Consider the following 17177-nt stretch of genomic DNA (forward strand, 5'->3'; position numbering starts at 1 on the left):
TCCCCTGTAGGAGTGAGCCTGCTCGCGATGGGGTCACCTCGGTCTAAAGTGAAAGCCGCAAAGCCAAAGCCGCCAACGTCACCAACAACACCGGCACCGTCAACACAATTCCGACCCGGAAGTAATAGCCCCAGCCAATATGAATCCCCTTGCGCTCCAGCACATGCAGCCACAACAACGTGGCCAGGCTGCCAATCGGCGTGATCTTCGGCCCCAAGTCACTGCCAATCACGTTGGCATAGATCATCGCTTCCTTGACCACTCCGCTGGCCTGACTGGCATCAATCGACAACAAACCAATCAACACCGTCGGCAAATTGTTCATGATCGATGACAGCAACGCGGTCAGCACACCCGTGCCCATTGCCGCGCCCCAAACGCCATGACCGGCAAAGACATCCAGCCAACCGGCCAGATACCCGGTCAGCCCGGCATTGCGCAGGCCATACACGACCAGATACATGCCCAACGAGAAAATCACGATCTGCCACGGTGCCTCTTTCATCACCTTGCGCGTGGAAATCTTGTGGCCGCGGGCGGCGATGCCCAGCAACAGCGCGGCGCACACGGCAGATATCGCACTGATCGGAATGCCCAGCGGCTCCAGCGCAAAGCAGCCGATCAGCAGAATCACCAACACCGCCCAACCAGCGTAGAACGTGGCTTTATCGTGGATCGCGGTTTCAGGATGTTCGAGTTGCTCAGGGTCGTACGCCGAGGGAATATCGCGGCGGAAAAACCACAGCAGCATGCCCAGCGTCGCCGCCACGCTGACGAAGTTGACCGGCACCATCACCGCTGCGTAGCGGTTGAAGCCGATGTGGAAGAAGTCTGCCGAAACAATGTTGACCAGGTTCGATACCACCAGCGGCAGGCTCGCCGTGTCGGCGATAAACCCCGCGCCCATGACGAACGCCAACGTCGCCGCCGGGGAAAACCGTAGCGCCAGCAACATCGAAATCACGATCGGCGTGAGGATCAGCGCTGCACCGTCATTGGCAAACAACGCCGACACCAATGCGCCAAGCAGCACCATAAAGGCAAACAGCTTGCGCCCACTGCCTCGCCCCCAACGCGCCACGTGCAACGCGGCCCAGTTGAAGAACCCGGCTTCGTCGAGCAGCAGGCTGATGATGATCAGCGCGACAAAGGTGCCGGTGGCGTTCCAGATGATCTGCCACACCAGCGGAATGTCGCTGAGGTGAACGACGCCGAAGATCAGCGCCAGCACCGCGCCAAGCGTCGCACTCCAGCCGACGCCGAGGCCTTTGGGTTGCCAGATGACAAGGGTAATGGTCAGCAGGAAAATCAGTGACGCAGCGAGCATCCGCAACAGCCTTAAATTAAGTAGAAGAGCTAAACACTAAAACCTGTGGGAGCGAGCTTGCTCGCGAAGACGGACTGTCAGTCACCCATGATGTGTGGCTGATGGCCTCTTCGCGAGCAAGCTCGCTCCCACAGGATGTCTGTTGTGCCAGGGATTTCGGTGAGCTTATTTTTTGTGTTGCTCTACGAATTGTCCGTAGGCATTGATAAAGCTTTGCAGAAAAGGTTTCACCGACTCGCTCAACTTGCCCGCCTCGTCAAACGCCGAACCCGCGCCGCCCAGATACGCTTCCGGTTGCTGCATGCACGGCACATTGAGGAATACGAACGACTGGCGCAGATGCTGATTCGCGCCGAAACCACCGATCGCACCCGGCGATACACTGATCACCGCCCCCGGTTTGCCACTCCAGACAGCCTTGCCATAAGGCCGCGAGCCAACATCGATGGCATTCTTCAGTGGCGCCGGCACCGAACGGTTGTACTCGGGCGTGACAAACAGCACCGCGTCGGAAGAACCCACTTTTTGCCTGAAAGTGCTGTAGGCTGCCGGCGGAGAATCGCCGTCGATGTCTTCGTTATACAGTGGCAGATCGCCAATTTCGACAATCTCAAGCTTGAGGTTCGCCGGGGCCAGCTCCGCCAGTGCCAGGGCGACTTTGCGATTGATCGAAGCTTTGCGCAGGCTACCGACCACTACAGCGACGTTGTAGACATTGCTCATGGAAGAACTCTCGATGGTCCGTGGGAGGAGCCACTAGTTATAGATGATCCGGTGACGATTCCACCAGCACACAATGGGAAATTCCCGCGCGCTGATTATTTTTTTCCTGTAGGAAAACTTACAGGCCTTGATGGCGGTCTACCAAGCCGCAAATCAAGCGTTTTATCTCCAGAGGTTCTAAGCAGATGGCAGCAGTACTGGTCGGTCAGTTCCATGCAAGAGATGCGGAAGGCCGCGTTTATTCCGTGCATGAGTTCCAGGAATCCAACCCGTCGGCAGACGGTTCCACTGGCTCGGAGCCGATTTACAAACTGGCCATTGGCGATCGCGTCAACAAGGTCAACGACAACGAGTTTCTCCTGGTTCAGTCAGGCATCACCCTGACCCGTGAGCCTGAGACCACCGTCGCTTCATAACTGGCCGTTATGAGCAGAAGTCATATGCGCAGAGTTGGGGTAGGATTCAGCCACTGACCCCACCTGCTGAACATGGACTTCACGCATGCGTTTACGTCATATCGAAGTGATTCAGGCGCTCTTGCAGACCGGTCACCTGGGCACTGCCGCCGAATGGCTGGAGTTGCCGCTGGCCGAGGTCGAAGAGCGTTTGCGCGAAGCCGAGAGTCAGTTGGGGTTCATGCTGTTTGCCAGCGTGCGCGGGCGCCTGCAATCGACGCCCGAGGCGCGGGCATTGCAGGTCGAAATCGCCCACGTTTATGAAGCGCTGGAGCCGGTGCAGCGTCTGGCCAGCAGCCTCAAGCAATACCTCGCCCCACCCTTGCGCATCATCGGCACCCCGCCGCTGGCGCAACAATTACTGCCACAAAGCCTTGCCGCCCTGCGCCGACGCCTGCCCGATGCACCGTGCAGCCTGCTCAGCGCGCCAACCCGCGATATCGTCCGCAGCCTGTTGTTACGTGAAAGCGATCTCGGCTTGAGCCTGCACGATCCCGAACACCCCGACATTGATTGCCGGCCATTGGCCCAGGGCAAGCTGCAACTGCTCGCCCCCCATGGCTGGCTGCAACCGAAACAGAAATACATTTCCCTGCAGGATCTCGCCGGCCAGGCCATGGTCGGCCTCGAAGGCCAGGACCCGCTGAGCCCGGCGCTGGAAAACAAACTCCAGGCGTTGCGCCCGGCACCGAGCATCCAGACCCGCGTACAAACCCATCAAATGATGCGCAGCATGGTCGAGGCCGGCGAAGGCCTGGCCATCGTCGATCCGTTCACCGCACTGGGCGCGCGTCCGGCAGGGTTGGATGTCTGCCCACTGTCGCCGGCGGTGCCGATCAGCCTCTATGCCCTGACGTTCAAGCACACCGCGCCGGCATCGGCGATTCAGACGTTACTGGCGATCATCACGGAACAAGCCGAGGCGATGCTGGCGAGCTGAGCGGGTTTTCCAGCGGGTTATCGAACAATCGATACCAGAACAGCGCCACTTCGGCGGTGTTCGGATCAATGCCGCGATAGCGCAACTGGTCCACGCCGCCAATCACGTAGCCGCAACGCTCATACAACCGACAAGCGCCGAGGTTGTTGTTCTGGGTTTCGAGCATGATCCCCGGCAGTTTTTTCTTGCGACTCCAGAACTGCGCGACATCGAGCAACGCCTTGGCCACGCCATGGCGCCGCGCCGGCGCATGCACCGCCAGCTCATCGATATGGGCGAAGCCGTTCCAGTTGGTACTGATCACCAGATGGCCGACCGGCTGATCATCCAGATACGCCATGAAAATCGCGCTGTCCGGCGCGTTATGAAAGGCGCTGAACTCTTCCGGATCGATGCCGTAGCACTTGCGGTACGGCACGATCGGCGTCACCCGCCATTGCTCGACAGGCTGGCCGATCACGGCAGCGCCATAGGCGGTGACCTCGAAACTGAAGTCGCTGCCCCAGATATACGGCGCAAAGCCTTCATCGGCGACACGCACCGACAGCCCTGGGTATTTCGGATTCATGACCGGTTGCATACTGGGAAAAGTCCTCATTCCTTGACGCAATCGACGGTGTATTGCCGCCCATTGCCTTCATCTTCGTGCTGCAATCCATGCACATCCGCGACAAAACCGGGGAAGCTGCTATCGAACGTGCGAGCAAATTTCAGGTAATCAATGATCGAGCGTGTCGACTCGGTAAAGCGTTCGCCGGGCATGATCAGCGGAATCCCCGGCGGATACGGCACCAGCATCACCGCGGCGATGCGCCCTTCCAGCTCATCGATCGGCACCGCCTCGACTTCGCCACGCACCAGATGATCGTAGGCGTGCGCCGGTTTCATGGCAATTTCCGGGAGCACGGTGTACATGCGCTTGAGGTGTTTGGCCGTGGCATTGCTGCGATAACAGGCGTGCAGTTGATCACACAAATCCCGCAGGCCCATGCCGCGATAACGCACGATATCTTGCTGGGCAACACACGGCAGGCAGGTGTCGAGGCGCACATTGGCGTCGTAGCTGCGTTTGAATTCCAGCAACTCGGTGAGCAGCGTGCTCCATTTGCCTTTGGTAATGCCCATGGAGAACAGCACCAGAAATGAATACAGACCGGTCTTTTCCACCACCAGCCCCCGCTCCCAAAGGAATTTACTGACCACCGCCGCCGGGATGCCCTTCTCGCTCAGCGCGCCGCCGGCGTTCAACCCCGGCATGACCAGCGTGACTTTGATCGGATCGAGCAACACGTAATCGTCGCTGACCTCCCCAAAACCATGCCACTCGGCATCCGGTTGCAATAACCAGTCTTCGGTCTGCACGCGGTCGATGCCCTCGACACCCGGCGGCTGCCAGATTGAAAACCACCAGTCATCAGCGGCGATGTGCTGCCGCAGATTGGCCAGCGCGCGACGGAAGCTCAGCGCTTCGTCAAAGGTTTCCTGCAACAGCGAACGCCCGGCCGGGCCTTCCATCATTGCCGAGGCAACGTCGAGCGAGGCGATGATGCTGTACTGCGGTGAAGTCGAGATGTGCATCATGAACGCTTCATTGAAACGGTCACGGTCCAGTTGCCGCGCACCGCCGTCCTGCACATGAATCATCGAGGCCTGACTGAAGGCGGCGAGTAGCTTGTGCGTGGAATGCGTGGTGAATACCAGCGGGCTGTCTTCGCTGCGCGAGGTGGCCATGCCGTAGCGCCCGGCGAAGAATTCGTGAAACGCCGCATAGGCGTACCAGGCCTCGTCGAAATGCAGCACCTCGACGCTGTTGCCGAGACTTTGCTTGATCAGCTCGGCGTTGTAACAGAGGCCGTCGTAAGTCGAATTGGTGACCACGGCGAGTTTGACTTTCGGCGCGCGGCCCTTGGTCAGCGGGCTGGCGTCGATCTTGGCCTGAATCGACTCGCGGCTGAATTCGCTCAGCGGGATCGGGCCGATGATCCCCAGCTCATTACGCTCCGGGCACAGATACAGCGGGATCGCCCCGGTCATGATGATCGCGTGCAACACCGACTTGTGGCAATTGCGGTCAACCAGCACTAGATCGTCGCGCGCGACCATCGAATGCCAGACAATCTTGTTGGCGGTCGAGGTGCCATTGATCACGAAAAAGGTGTGATCGGCGCCGAAATTGCGCGCGGCGCGCGCTTCGGCTTCGGCGAGCGGCCCGGTGTGATCGAGCAGCGAACCGAGCTCCGGCACCGACACCGACAAATCCGAACGCAGGGTATTTTCACCGAAGAACTGGTGAAACGCCTGCCCGACCGGACTCTTGTGATACGCCACACCGCCGCCATGGCCGGGGGTGTGCCAGGAATAATTGGAGTCGGCGGTGTGCTGCACCAGCGCCTTGAAAAACGGCGGCAACAAGCCATCGAGGTACTTGCGCGCCGCGCGGGCCACTTGCCGGGCGAGGAACGGTACGGTGTCTTCGAACAGATAGAGAATGCCGCGCAGTTGATTGAGCTCGGCCATGGCATCGGCCGGCGCATTTTCCAGGGTGACTTGCTCGCCCAGGGCAAAGATCGGCAGATCCGGTGCGCGTACCCGCGCCAGACCGATCAGCTCGGCCATGTTCTGCAACAGATGCGAGTGGGTGCTGGCGTCCTCGGCGGCAATCAGCATGCACGCCAGACCATGATGGGTCGACGCGACCAACCGCCCTTCGGCGTAGTCGGTGGCCGACACGATACTGAAACCTTCCTGCTCCAACTCTTGGGCGATGCCACGGACACGGTCACCGGCGACCGTGTCGGCCTTGATGTCGCGATGAACGATCAACACCGGAAACTTCAAATCTTTGTACATGAGGCTCAGTGTCCTGAGGCGGCCGAATTGAATCGGCCAATGCACTCAGGGTAGAGGGTTGCAGCGAAAGTGGCGAGGGTGGCCAGTTGGCTTCATGCCGCCAAAAGCAAAGATCGTCCGATCCGTTGATCTTCAAGCCTGGGCGTCAGCTTCCGCGATCTGCGTCCACATCGCCGGGCCACCGGCGGACTTGGCAATAATTTCCAGCCGCACCAGATGCGCCGCCAGTTCCTCTTCGGTTGCACGAATGATCCGCGCTGGCTGACGATCAGCCGGCAAGCGGCGAATCTCGGTCGCCGAGTTGTCCGCGCCCTCGCCCGTGCCATTGCCGTCGGAAGCGTTGCCGGCCAGCGACAGGCTGGTCTGGCCACCGGTCATGGTCAGGTAGACGTCGGCGAGAATCTCCGAGTCGAGCAAGGCGCCGTGCAGTTCACGGCCGGAGTTGTCGACGCCATAGCGCTTGCACAACGCATCGAGGCTGTTGCGCTGCCCCGGGTGACGTTCCCGGGCCATCATCAGGGTGTCGAGGATTGAGCAGTGCTGGGTGATGTCAGCGCGATCGTGCTGCCCCATCAGGGCGAATTCGTTGTTGATGAAGCCAACGTCGAACGCCGCGTTGTGGATGATCAGCTGCGCGCCTTTGATGAACTCGAAGAACTCATCGGCCACTTCGGCAAAGCGCGGCTTGCCGACGAGGAATTCGTTGGTGATGCCGTGGACGCCGATGGCGCCTTCATCACTCTCGCGATCCGGCTGCAGGTAAACGTGAAAATGCCGGCCCGTCAGGCGCCGCCCGATCAGTTCGACACAACCGATTTCAATGATCCGGTGACCATCGGTCACCGGCATGCCGGTGGTTTCGGTATCGAGTACAACGGATCTGGTGGCCATCAGTGTTCAGCTCTCAACGGGTCGATCTTGCAAAAAACGCGGATGTTAACACGCTCGGCGGGGTGTTTCAGTCAGACCGTGGCGTGCCCTTCGCGAGCAGGCTCGCTCCCACATTGAATGTGTTGTGAGCACGATCCAGTGTGGGAGCGAGCCTGCTCGCGAATGGCCGCACCACGGCTCAGAAGCGAAATCAGCTTTGCTTGTAGCCGCGCACTTCGTCAACGCCACGGTTAGCCAACTGGTCGGCCCGCTCGTTACCGTGATGGCCAATATGCCCACGCACCCACTTCCAGGTGACCTTGTGGCGGTTGACCTGCTCATCCAGCGCCTTCCAAAGATCAGCGTTTTTCACCGACTCCTTCGCTGCGGTTTTCCAGCCGCGCTTCTTCCAGTTGGCCATCCACTCGTTGATGCCCTTCATCACGTATTGCGAGTCGGTCACCAGCAGCACTTCACAGGGGCGCTTCAAGGCTTCGAGGCCACGGATCGCGCCGAGCAGTTCCATGCGGTTGTTGGTGGTGTTGGTTTCGCCACCCCACAGTTCCTTTTCGACGCCCTTGCACACCAGCAAGGCGCCCCAGCCGCCGGGGCCGGGGTTGCCTTTGCAGGCGCCGTCAGTGAACAGCTCTACGGTGTCGACGCTTTCAACGCTTTCGCTCATGCCAATCTATCCAGAAAAATGCCTGTCCTGCCGATCACGGATCGACAATGACCGAGGCCGGGACACACCCGGCCACAAATAAAAGAAAGTTTTACGGTTCGATGCGGCGGCGGTTGACCTTGGCCATCGGCAGCGGAATCAGCTTGCCCATCGGCTCGCGCCGTTCCTGACGCAACGGTCGCAGTCCGACCACAATCTTGCGCGCGACCAGTAAATAGAAGCCGCCACCCGACAGTTGCCAGTCACCGGCCTTGCGTTCCCAGCCGGCCAGACGGGCCTGCCACTTGGGTGACGCGAGCGGCGGACGATAGCACCCGAAGCGGCGTTTCTCCAGCGCGAAGCCCAGCAGATTGAGCCAGTCGGCGACCCGCGACGGCGAGATGCAGCGCGCCTGGCGCAAGGCGTCGTGGGCGAACACATGGCGCAGGCCCCAGGTGCTCCAGGGGTTAATGCCGATGATCAGCAAATGCCCACCGGGACGCACGCTGCTCGCTGCTTCACGCAGCAAACCGTGGGGCGACAGGCAGAAATCCAGACCGTGCTGCATCACCACCACATCGGCGGCATGCTCGCTCAGCGGCCAGGCCTGCTCCTCGCAGACGATCTCGACCCCGGGCAACGGCGCACCGAGGCGCACATTGCGCTGCACTTGCGGTGCAGACGGCGGGGTTTCGGCCGATGGCCCGTAGTGCACCAGATAACCGCCAAAGAAACGGCCCAACTCGTCTTCGAGCATGCGCCGCTCTTCATCGAGCAGAAATTGCCCGAGCGGGCCGGACAGCCATTCACGGGCTGCACCGATCAGGGCCAGCCAGTCAGGATCAGCCTGTGCGAACGCTTTATCACTCATCGCATTCTCCAAAGCGCCAGGAACTACTAAGATGCGCCAATGTTTTCCGCTTGGCGAATTCCGACGATGATACAGATCAGTGCCCTGCCCGCGTTCACCGACAACTACATCTGGTTGTTACAGGATCACCGCACCCAGCGCTGCGCCGTGGTCGACCCGGGCGATGCCGCGCCGGTGCAGGCGTGGCTTGCAGCGCATCCGGGCTGGGTGTTGAGCGACATTCTGATCACCCACCACCATCATGATCATGTCGGCGGCGTCGAACGCCTGAAAGCGCTGAGCGGCGCAAAAGTCTACGGCCCGGCCAGCGAAAGCATCCCGGGGCGCGACGTGGCGCTCGAGGACAACGACACGGTCAGCGTGCTCGGCTGGGACTTCGACGTCTATGCGGTGCCCGGTCACACCTTGGGACACATTGCCTATTACCACCACGGCCTGCTGTTTTGCGGCGACACCCTGTTCGCCGCCGGTTGCGGTCGCCTGTTCGAGGGCACGCCGGAGCAAATGCACCACTCGCTCAGCCGCCTCGCTGCTCTACCGGAAGATACCCTGGTCTACTGCACCCATGAATACACCCTGAGCAATCTGAAGTTTGCCGCTGCCGTCGAGCCGGGCAATCCGGACATCGCCGCCCGTCTGGAAAAAGTCACTCAGCAGCGGCAAAACGGCGTCATGACCCTGCCTTCGACCCTGGCACTGGAAAAGCTCACAAACCCGTTCTTGCGTACCTCTGAAACATTAGTTACACAAAAAGTGGACGAACGGGCAGGCGCTCAAAACCGGGCGCCGAGTGAGGTATTTGCGGCTCTGCGGGCTTGGAAAGATAAGTTCTAAGCCCCCCACCACTTGGTACAAAAATTCTGAATGGTTGACCGCAGGGGGTGCGCTTTCTAGAATCGCCCGACATTTTTGCCCGGAACTTACTTCCAGCCAATGTCGTCATCCATACGTAAGTCCGTCAATTCAGACGCATTGACCCGCCTGGCGCAAGCCATCGCGGTGGCTGTGTCCGCCACGCTGGCGGGCTGTTCCAGCCATGCTCCGCAGACTGAAGCGACCCATACGCCGAACATTGCTGCGCGAGCCAAGCAGAAGCCTATCTGGCTGTCCGAAAAGCCCAGCCCACAGGTTCCCCAGGACATCTGGGAACGGATGCGCCAGGGCTTTCAGCTGCAGGAAGGTCTCGGCGTCAACCCGCGCATCGAGCAACAGCGCCTGTGGTTCGCCAGCAATCCCTCTTTCCTCGAGAACGCCGGCGAACGCGGCAGTCTCTATATTCACTACATCGTCGAACGCCTCGAAGAACGCAACATGCCGCTGGAACTGGCCCTGCTGCCAGTGATTGAAAGCGCCTACAACCCGATGGCCTATTCCCGGGCCGATGCAGTCGGGCTGTGGCAATTCATTCCGTCCACCGGGCGTTATTTCAATCTGCGTCAGACGCGCTTCTACGATGGCCGTCGCGACATCACCGCCTCGACCACGGCAGCGATGGATTACCTGACCCGCCTGCACGACATGTTCAACGGCGACTGGTTGCTGGCCCTGGCGGCGTACAACGCCGGTGAAGGCACGGTCAGCCGTGCCATCGAACGTAACGAAAAGCTCGGTCTGCCCACCGACTACTGGAACCTGCCGTTGCCGGCGGAAACCCAGGCCTACGTGCCGAAGCTGCTGGCGCTGTCGCAAGTGGTGCTGGCGCCGGAAGCCTACGGCGTGAACCTCAACCCGATCGCCAACGAACCGTACTTCCAGGTCGTCGAAATCAACCAGCGCATGGACCTGTCCAAGGTCGCTGCGGTGGCCAACATCGACGAAGACGAACTGTTCCAGCTCAACCCGGCCTTCAAGCAACGCACCACCATCGACGGCCCTCAGCATTTGCTGGTGCCGACGTCGAAGGCGCAATTGCTTACGGCCAGTTTGCAGACCATGCGTCCGGAAGAGCTGATCAGCCCGCGTTCGCTGAAACCAGTCTTCGAAGGCGCCGATCCGTCGGAAGTGGCGCAGCTCAAGCGTGCCTATCGGGTGAAGCGTGGCGACAACCTCGGTTCCATCGCCAAGGCCAACAAGGTCGAAGTCAAGGATCTGCAGCGCTGGAACAAGCTGACCGGCAAGAACCTCAAGGTTGGTCAGACCCTGGTGATGCAAGACACCACCAAGCGTGCGCCGGCGCGCAAATCCGGCCGGGTCAACACGGTGATTGCGGCCAATAGCAAGAGCAAAGGCAAGGACGACAGCGCGCAGCAAACCCAGTACAAGGTCAAACGCGGCGACACGCTGTACGTCGTGGCCAAGCGCTTCAACGTTGAGATGCAGCATCTCAAGCGCTGGAATCCGGGTGCGGGCAAAGCACTGAAGCCGGGGCAGATGCTCACGGTTTATCAGCCGCACTGACAGAAGAGCCCCTGAGTTTTCAGGGGCTTTTTTTTCGTCCGGATTTTGTGGCGTGCTTTAGATCGATCCCCCTCACCCCAGCCCTCTCCCCCACGGGGGCGAGGGGGAAAGGGAGCCGATCTCCGTGCTGTTCAACATCCGAGTTCGGCGCGGTATCGCACGTCGGCGCAGCTCTCGCAAACACCACAGTCAGTCCCCTCTCCCCCCGGGAGAGGGTTAGGGTGAGGGGCTCTTTAACCCACATCTTTTTCCTGTCCAGACAAGCTGTTACTGTACGGCCCACTAAGCCCAAGCCGCCTGGATCGGATCTGACTTGAAGCGTCCCCTCCTCCTGCTCCTGATCAGCCTGGCCTTGAGCTCAACCGCAAGCGCGACGATTACCGAAAGTCACGGTTATGCGCAGTTCGGCACGCTCAAGTACCCGGCCAGATTTACCCACTTCGACTGGGTCAACCCGCAAGCGCCCAAGGGCGGTACGTTGCGGGTGATGGCGTTCGGCACCTTCGATACGGTCAATCCGTACACGTTCAAAGGCACCAGCCCGGTGACCACCGCGAATTTCCTCCAGTACGGCATCAATGAGCTGAACGAGCCGCTGATGGTCGGTACCGGTCAATATTCGCCGTCCGGCGACGAGCCGGCGTCGAGCTATGGTTTGATCGCGCAATCGGTGGAGTACAGCGAAGATCGCAGCTGGGTAGTCTTCAACCTGCGCCCGGAAGCGCGTTTCCACGACGGCACGCCGATCACCGCCTATGACGTCGCCTTCTCCTATCGAACGCTGCTCAAGGACGGCCATCCGCTGTACCGTACCGCGTTGCAGGAAGTGCTGCGGGTCGACATTCTCAACAAGCAGCGCATTCGCTTCGTGCTCAAGCGCTCGGGCAATCCGCTACTGATCCTGCGCCTTGGCGAATTGCCGGTGCTGCCGCAGCATTACTGGAAAGACCGCGACTTCAAGGCCACTACCTTCGAACCACCGTTGGGCAGCGGCCCGTATCGCATTACTTCGGTGACGCCGGGCCGGCAGTTGATCTTCGAGCGGGTCAAGGATTACTGGGGCAAGGACTTGGCGGTCAATCGCGGCAAGTACAACTTCGATCGCATGGAAGTCGAGTTTTACCGCGACAGCGACGTGGCCTTCGAAGCGTTCAAGGCTGGCGAGTTCGACATTTACATCGAGCATCAGGCGAAGAACTGGGCCAACGGCTACAACTTCCCCGCCGTGCGCCGTGGCGACGTGATCAAGGCGCAGATCCCGCATCAGATCCCGACCCAGACTCAGGGCCTGTTCATGAACACCCGCCGTGCGACGTTCTCGGACGTTAAGACCCGTGAAGCGCTGGGCCTGATGTTCGACTTCGAGTGGACCAACCGCGCGCTGTTCAGCGATGCCTACAAACGCACCACCAGTTACTACCCCAACAGTGAGTTCACAACCTCCGGCCTGCCGGTCGGGCATGAATGGCTGATGCTCAAGCCGTACAAGGAACAACTGCCGGCCAAGCTGTTCACCGAGCCGTTCACCCTGCCGCAAACCGACGGTCGCGGCATCCCCCGGGAAACCATGCGCAAGGCATTGGCATTGCTCGCCGAAGCCGGCTGGAAGCTCAACGGTCAGCGCCTGCAAAACGCTGACGGCCAACCGCTGCGGTTCGAGCTGTTGCTGGTCAATCCGAACCTTGAGCGCCTCTACCAGCCCTATATCGAGAACCTCAACAGCATCGGCATCGACGCGCGCCTGCGCACCGTGGATCGGGCGCAGTACAAACAGCGCCTCGATCAATTTGATTTCGACATGATCTCGATGACGCTCAACCAGACCCTCAGTCCGGGGCTTGAGCAGTGGCAGTACTTCCACTCCAGTCAGGTCGGGGTCAAGGGCAGCAAGAATTACGCAGGCATTGCCAACCCGGTAGTGGATCACCTGCTCGAACAATTGCTCGCCGCGCGCACCCGCGACGAGCAGGTCGCCGCCGGCAAGGCGCTCGACCGCGTGCTGCTCTGGCAGCACTACAGCATTCCCAATTGGTACCTCAATTATCACCGTCTGGCCTACCGCAACCGGTTGGCCTTCGTCACCACGCCGCCCTACACCCTGGGCCTGAGCGCGTGGTGGCTGAAGTCTTCGGAGAAAGATCAATGAAACCGATCCGCGCCCTGCTCGTCCAGGCCAGCGGTTTGCTGTTCGCCGGGCTGGCCTTTGCCGCTCCGCAACACGCCGTGACCCTGTACAACGAGCCGCCGAAATACCCAGCCGATTTCAAGCATTTCGATTATGTGAACCCCGACGCGCCCAAGGGCGGCATCTTCCGTCAGGCCGGTTTCGGCGGCTTCGACAGCCTCAACCCGTTTATCAGCAAAGGCGTGCCGGCCGACGATGTCGGGCAGATCTACGACACCTTGACCAAACACAGCCTCGACGAACCGTTCACCGAATACGGCCTGATCGCCCGGCAGATCGAAAGAGCCCCGGACAACAGCTGGGTGCGTTTCTACCTGCGCCCCGAAGCGCGCTTCCACGACGGCCACCCGGTACGCGCCGAGGACGTGGTGTTCAGCTTCAACACGCTGACCAAGGAAGGCTCACCGCTGTTTCGCGGCTACTACAGCGACGTTTCCGAAGTGATCGCCGAAGATCCGCTGAAAGTGCTCTTCAAGTTCAAGCACACCAATAACCGTGAACTACCGCTGATCCTCGGCCAGTTACCGGTGCTGCCCAAGCACTGGTGGGCCGATCGCGACTTCACCAAGGGCAACCTGGAAATTCCGCTGGGCAGCGGCCCTTACAAGGTTGCCGAAGTGAAGGCCGGACGTTCAGTGCGTTACGAGCGGGTCAAGGATTACTGGGGCAAGGACCTGCCAGTCAACCGTGGCTTCTACAACTTCGACACGATGACCACCGATTACTACCGCGACAACACCGTCGCCCTCGAAGCGCTGAAGGCCGGACAATTCGATTACTGGCTGGAAATGACCGCAAAGAACTGGGCCAACGCCTACAACATCCCGGCGGTTACCGAAGGCCGCTTGATCAAGGAACAGATCGCCAACAGCAACCCGACCGGCATGCAGGGCTTCGTCTTCAACCTGCGTCGCCCGGTGTTTCAGGATGTGCGGGTGCGTCAGGCACTCGGTCTGCTGTTCGATTTCGAGTGGACCAACAAACAACTGTTCAACAGCGCCTACTTCCGCACCCGCAGCTATTTCGAAAACTCGGAAATGGCCGCCACCGGCCTGCCCGACGCCGATCAAGTGGCGATCCTCGAGCCGTTCCGCAGCAAACTGCCGGCGCAGGTGTTCAGCGAAGCGTTCGAGAATCCGAAGACCGATGCCAGCGGCATGATCCGCGCGCAGCAGCGCGAGGCCTATCAACTGCTGCAAGAGGCCGGCTGGAAGATCGTCGACGACAAAATGGTCGACGCCACGGGCAAACCGGTGGTGATCGAGTTCCTGCTCGCGCAGACCGAATTCGAACGCGTACTGCTGCCATTCAAGCGCAACCTCAGCGACCTTGGCATCGATCTGGTAATCCGCCGCGTCGACGTTTCGCAGTACATCAACCGCGTGCGTTCGCGGGACTTCGACATGATGGTCGGCAGCTTCCCGCAGTCCAACTCACCGGGTAACGAACAGCGCGAATTCTGGATGAGCGCCGCTGCCGACAAACCGAGCAGCCGCAACACCATTGGCCTGAAGGATCCGATTGTCGATCAACTGGTCGAAAACCTGATCAACGCCGACTCACGCAAAAGCCTGGTGGCCCACGCCCGCGCACTGGATCGCGTGCTGCAATGGGGTTACTACGTGGTGCCGAACTGGCACATCAAGACCTGGCGCGTGGCCTACTGGAACCACATCGGCCACCCGAAAGTCTCGCCCAAGTACGACATCGGGATTAACACCTGGTGGGTCAAGCCCGACGCAAAACCGGCAATAGAAGTCGAAACCAAACTGCAAGCCGACCCTGTGGGCACGGAGTAATCAGATGCTGGCGTATATTTTTCGGCGACTGCTGCTGATCATCCCGACCCTGTTCGGCATTCTGCTGATCAACTTCGTGATCATCCAGGCCGCGCCCGGTGGCCCGGTGGAACAGATGATCGCCAAGCTCGAAGGCTTCGAAGGCGCCACCAGCCGGATTGCCGGCGGCGGTGCCGAGGTGTCGGTGGCCGGCTCGTCCTATCGCGGCGCGCAGGGTCTGGACCCAGCGCTGATCAAGGAAATCGAGCACATGTACGGGTTCGACAAATCGGCCCCGGAACGTCTGTGGATCATGGTCAAGAACTACGCGCAGCTGGATTTCGGCGACAGTTTCTTCCGCGACGCCAAGGTCATCGACCTGATCAAGGAAAAGATGCCGGTGTCGATCTCGCTGGGGCTGTGGAGCACGCTGATCATGTACCTGGTGTCGATCCCGCTGGGGATCGCCAAAGCCACGCGGCACGGCAGCCATTTCGACGTCTGGACCAGTTCGGCGATCATCGTCGGCTATGCGATCCCGGCGTTTCTCTTCGCGATCCTGCTGATCGTGGTGTTTGCCGGCGGCAGTTATCTCGACTGGTTCCCGCTAAGGGGCCTGACCTCAAACAACTTCGATGAACTGAGCTTCGGCGGCAAGATCCTCGATTACTTCTGGCACCTGGCGCTGCCGGTGACCGCACTGGTGATCGGCAACTTCGCGACCATGACCCTGCTGACCAAAAACAGCTTCCTCGATGAGATCAACAAACAGTACGTGGTCACCGCCAAGGCCAAAGGCCTGACGCGTCATCGCGTGTTGTACGGCCATGTGTTCCGCAACGCCATGCTGCTGGTGATTGCCGGATTCCCGTCGGCGTTCATCGGCATCTTTTTCACAGGATCCTTGCTGGTGGAAGTGATTTTCTCCCTCGACGGCCTCGGCCTGATGAGTTTCGAAGCGGCGATCAACCGCGATTACCCTGTGGTGTTCGGCACCCTGTTCATCTTCACCCTGCTGGGGCTGGTGGTGAAACTGATCGGCGACCTCACCTATACCCTGGTCGATCCGCGCATCGACTTCGAAAGCCGGGAGCATTGAGATGAACCTGTCCCCTCTCAACCGCCGCCGCTTCGAACTGTTCAAGGCCAACAAGCGTGGCTGGTGGTCGCTGTGGCTGTTTCTGGTGCTGTTCGGCCTGAGCCTGGGCGCCGAGCTGATCGCCAACGACAAGCCGCTGGTGGTGCATTACGACAACAACTGGTACTTCCCGGCGATCAAGCGCTACCCGGAAACCACCTTCGGCGGCGAATTCCCGCTGGAAGCCAACTACAAGAGCCCGTACATCCGCGAACTGCTCAAGGCCAAGGATGCGTGGGTGTTGTGGGCGCCGATTCCCTACAGCTACCAGAGCATCAACTACGACCTGAAAGTCCCAGCCCCGGCGCCGCCCTCGGCGGATAACCTGCTGGGCACCGACGATCAGGGCCGCGATGTGCTGGCGCGGGTGATCTACGGTTTCCGCATCTCGGTGCTGTTCGCGCTGACGTTGACCGTGCTGAGTTCGATCATCGGCGTGATTGCCGGTGCTTTGCAGGGTTTCTATGGCGGCTGGGTCGATCTGGCCGGGCAGCGATTTCTGGAAATCTGGTCAGGGCTGCCGGTGCTGTACTTGCTGATCATTCTCGCCAGTTTCGTCCAGCCGAATTTCTGGTGGCTGCTGGGGATCATGCTGCTGTTCTCGTGGATGAGCCTGGTCGACGTGGTGCGCGCCGAGTTTCTCCGTGGCCGCAACCTCGAATACGTGCGCGCCGCACGGGCGCTGGGCATGCAGAACGGCGCGATCATGTTCCGCCACATCCTGCCCAACGCGATGGTCTCGACCATGACGTTTATGCCGTTCATCCTCACCGGCGCCATCGGCACCCTCACCGCTTTGGACTTCCTCGGTTTCGGCTTGCCGGCCGGCAGTCCGTCGCTGGGTGAGCTCGTCGCGCAGGGCAAATCCAACCTGCAAGCGCCGTGGCTGGGCATGAGTGCCTTTGCCGTGCTGGCGTTGATGTTGAGTTTGCTGGTGTTTATCGGCGAGTCCGCTCGCGATGCCTTCGACCCGAGGAAGTGA

The 17177-nt window shown here is 60.3% G+C and carries 15 protein-coding genes; 8 read left to right on the top strand and 7 right to left on the bottom strand.

Going from position 1 to position 17177, the window contains the following annotated elements:
• Positions 1-43: 43 nt before the first annotated feature.
• Entirely contained in the window at positions 44-1327 is a 1284-nt protein-coding gene (locus CLU80_RS00965; RefSeq protein ID WP_099756505.1) for an arsenic transporter, read from the bottom strand.
• A 165-nt stretch (positions 1328-1492) separates the two neighbouring features.
• On the bottom strand, positions 1493-2050 hold the full coding sequence (locus CLU80_RS00970; protein WP_038366013.1) for an NADPH-dependent FMN reductase: 558 nt from the start codon (positions 2048-2050) through the stop codon (positions 1493-1495).
• 185 nt (positions 2051-2235) lie between these two features.
• On the opposite strand from CLU80_RS00970, the gene CLU80_RS00975 reads away from it, so the two are divergent.
• Both CLU80_RS00975 and CLU80_RS00980 read left to right on the top strand, forming a co-directional pair.
• On the top strand, positions 2236-2466 hold the full coding sequence (locus CLU80_RS00975; RefSeq protein WP_093430724.1) for a hypothetical protein: 231 nt from the start codon (positions 2236-2238) through the stop codon (positions 2464-2466).
• 85 nt (positions 2467-2551) lie between these two features.
• Positions 2552-3445 carry a LysR family transcriptional regulator gene (locus CLU80_RS00980; RefSeq protein WP_099756506.1) on the top strand — a complete coding sequence of 298 codons (894 nt, stop codon included), beginning with the start codon at positions 2552-2554 and terminating at the stop codon, positions 3443-3445.
• Here the strand turns inward: CLU80_RS00980 and CLU80_RS00985 are convergent.
• The 5 genes from CLU80_RS00985 to CLU80_RS01005 all read right to left on the bottom strand — a co-directional run bounded on the left by CLU80_RS00985 (position 3411) and on the right by CLU80_RS01005 (position 8697).
• The gene (locus tag CLU80_RS00985) at positions 3411-4025 is read right to left on the bottom strand and encodes a GNAT family N-acetyltransferase (protein ID WP_099756507.1); all 615 of its coding nucleotides are present in this window, start codon (positions 4023-4025) and stop codon (positions 3411-3413) included. The two genes, CLU80_RS00980 and CLU80_RS00985, sit on opposite strands and share 35 nt — an antisense overlap.
• A gap of 14 nt (positions 4026-4039) precedes the next feature.
• Positions 4040-6295, bottom strand: coding sequence for an Orn/Lys/Arg family decarboxylase (locus CLU80_RS00990; RefSeq protein ID WP_099756508.1), 2256 nt, complete (start codon positions 6293-6295; stop codon positions 4040-4042).
• Positions 6296-6427: 132 nt separating this feature from the next.
• A complete protein-coding gene (gene dnaQ, locus CLU80_RS00995) occupies positions 6428-7186 on the bottom strand; it encodes a DNA polymerase III subunit epsilon (RefSeq protein ID WP_093430720.1) in 759 nt (252 codons plus the stop codon).
• A 190-nt stretch (positions 7187-7376) separates the two neighbouring features.
• On the bottom strand, positions 7377-7847 hold the full coding sequence (rnhA, locus tag CLU80_RS01000; RefSeq protein ID WP_099756509.1) for a ribonuclease HI: 471 nt from the start codon (positions 7845-7847) through the stop codon (positions 7377-7379).
• Positions 7848-7938: 91 nt separating this feature from the next.
• Complete coding sequence (locus CLU80_RS01005; RefSeq protein WP_093430718.1) at positions 7939-8697, bottom strand: class I SAM-dependent methyltransferase; 759 nt, start codon at positions 8695-8697, stop codon at positions 7939-7941.
• A 66-nt stretch (positions 8698-8763) separates the two neighbouring features.
• On the opposite strand from CLU80_RS01005, the gene gloB reads away from it, so the two are divergent.
• The 6 genes from gloB (at position 8764) to CLU80_RS01040 (ending at position 17177) form a co-directional block, all read left to right on the top strand.
• A complete protein-coding gene (gene gloB, locus CLU80_RS01010; RefSeq protein ID WP_093431663.1) occupies positions 8764-9531 on the top strand; it encodes a hydroxyacylglutathione hydrolase in 768 nt (255 codons plus the stop codon).
• Between the two features lie 99 nt (positions 9532-9630).
• Complete coding sequence (locus CLU80_RS01015) at positions 9631-11094, top strand: transglycosylase SLT domain-containing protein (RefSeq protein WP_093430717.1); 1464 nt, start codon at positions 9631-9633, stop codon at positions 11092-11094.
• 313 nt (positions 11095-11407) lie between these two features.
• Positions 11408-13240: an extracellular solute-binding protein gene (locus CLU80_RS01025; RefSeq protein ID WP_099756511.1), complete on the top strand. Its 1833-nt coding sequence runs from the start codon at positions 11408-11410 to the stop codon at positions 13238-13240.
• A complete protein-coding gene (locus tag CLU80_RS01030; RefSeq protein WP_099756512.1) occupies positions 13237-15078 on the top strand; it encodes an extracellular solute-binding protein in 1842 nt (613 codons plus the stop codon). Before CLU80_RS01025 ends, CLU80_RS01030 begins: the two co-directional genes overlap by 4 nt.
• 4 nt (positions 15079-15082) lie before the next feature.
• Entirely contained in the window at positions 15083-16156 is a 1074-nt protein-coding gene (locus CLU80_RS01035) for a microcin C ABC transporter permease YejB (protein ID WP_007910584.1), read from the top strand.
• Between the two features lies 1 nt (position 16157).
• Entirely contained in the window at positions 16158-17177 is a 1020-nt protein-coding gene (locus CLU80_RS01040) for an ABC transporter permease (RefSeq protein ID WP_093430714.1), read from the top strand.

Source organism: Pseudomonas sp. 29, assembly GCF_002754355.1.
GTDB lineage: Bacteria > Pseudomonadota > Gammaproteobacteria > Pseudomonadales > Pseudomonadaceae > Aquipseudomonas > Aquipseudomonas neuropathica.